Here is a 1,772-nt window from a genome sequence, read left to right as displayed (position 1 = left end):
CACCACCCACCCCCCCCCCCCCCCCACGCGGGCTTGCCGGCCCTAGCGGCCCGGCCAGCCCCTACGGGCGGGCGTAGAAGTCGGGGGTGCCCATGATCCAGAGGCTGGCCTGTTTGACCGGCATGCCGACGCGGGGGGCCTCGATCATCTGGTCGTCGCCGATGTAGAGGCCGACGTGGTGGATGTCGACGGCGCGGCCGGTGTCCGTCCAGAACACGAGGTCGCCGGGGCGCAGCTGGCGGTAGCTGACCGGGGTGCTCTCGGCGTACTGGTCGGCGGCGAAGTGGTTGAGCTGTTTGCCGCCCTCGCGCCAGGCCATCATGGTGAGCCCGGAGCAGTCGTAGCCGGCCGGGCCCTCGCCGCCCCAGATGTAGGGCAGGCCGATCTTGGAGCGGGCGAAGGCGATGGCGGCGGCGGCGCCCTCGGCGGACCACAGGCGGTCGGCGGCGGGGGGTGCGGCCGGGGTGGCCTTGGCGGCGGCCTCGGCCGCGGCGGCCGCTTCGGCGGCGGCCTTCTCGGCGGCGGCGCGGGCGGCGGCCTCGGCCTCGCGGGCGGCGATCGCCTGCAGGGCCTCGCTGCGCCGGCGTTCCAGGTCGACGGTGGTGTGCCGGGCGGCGGCCAGGTCGGTGAGGAGTTGTTCGCGGCGGCGGTCGGCGGCGATGACCGCCTCCTGCTGGGCCGCGAGCCGGGCCTCGGCCCTGGCCTTGGCGGCGCCGACCTCGGTGGCGGCCTTCTCGGCGGTCTCGGTGGCGGCGCGGGCGGCGGCGGAGGCGCGGGTCGCGGCGGCGGCGGTGGAGGTGGCGGCGTCGAGGATCTGCCGGGTGCGGTCGCTGGCGACGCCGATCACGGCGGCGCGGTCGCCGGCTTCGCGCGGGCCGTGGGCTCCGAGCAGGGCGTTGAGGGCGGAGAGGGCGGCGCCCGCGCCCTGGCGGTACGTTTCGGCGGCGAGCTGGGCGGCGTCCTCGGCGGCCGCGGTGCGGTCGGCCTCGGCGGCGGTGGCGCGCCGGGCGGCGGTGGTCTCGTCGGCGCGGGCCCGGACGAGGGCGAGCTGGGCGCCGTTGTAGGCCTCGACGGCCTGTTCGGCGCTGCGGCCGGCCTGGTCGAGTTCGGTCCGGGCGGCGGCGAGGCCGGCTTCGATGGCGGTGACGGAGGCGGCGGTGCGGTCGGCCTCGGCGCGGGCCCGGTCGATCTCCCCGGTGGTGGGGTACGGGTCCTCCGTCCGGGCGGGGCCGGCGGCCGGTTCGGGGTCCGCCGGGGCGGCCTGGGCTGCGGGGAGCAGCCCGAGCAGGGCGGTGAGGGACAACAGGAGGGTCGGCAGGAGCCTGCGCGCCACGAGACATCCCCTTCTCACGGGTCCGGAGGGGACGGCGGCGGACGGTCCGCGGCGCTCGGGCGGGGCGGCCGGGCGGAGCAGGTCCGACGAATCATCCCATCACATGACAGAACGGTCACTCGTCGATCATGTTCTCAACTCCAGCGCTTTTCACACCTCGAACGCACTCCGCCGCGCGGGTGACCATCAGATGATCTGACCGCCAGTCACCTTCAGTCAGGCGCACCAGGTATACGAACTACCGATGGATCCGGCGGGTGTGCGGACGCAGGTGAGGGTGTCGCCCGGACCGGTGCTCCACCCCGGTCGGACGAACCGCGTACGTCCGGTTGCTCCCCGCCCGTATCGCGCTACTGCTCTGCTGCTCCCCTATGTACTGGCCCCCACCTCTGTCTCCCTCGCCGTACGCACCGCCCACCGCCCCCGGGGCGGGCCCCGC

General features: G+C 76.1%; 1 protein-coding gene. It reads right to left on the bottom strand.

The features are described 5' to 3' along the window. Nucleotides 1-61 precede the first annotated feature (61 nt). Nucleotides 62-1,333 (bottom strand): C40 family peptidase, encoded by a 1,272-nt coding sequence (locus ACFV6I_RS39520; protein WP_380431127.1) that lies wholly within the window; start codon nt 1,331-1,333, stop codon nt 62-64. Nucleotides 1,334-1,772: the final 439 nt, after the last annotated feature.

Source organism: Kitasatospora sp. NPDC059803 (genome assembly GCF_042732255.1).
GTDB lineage: Bacteria > Actinomycetota > Actinomycetes > Streptomycetales > Streptomycetaceae > Kitasatospora.
This window is presented reverse-complemented; position numbering and strand designations above follow the sequence as displayed.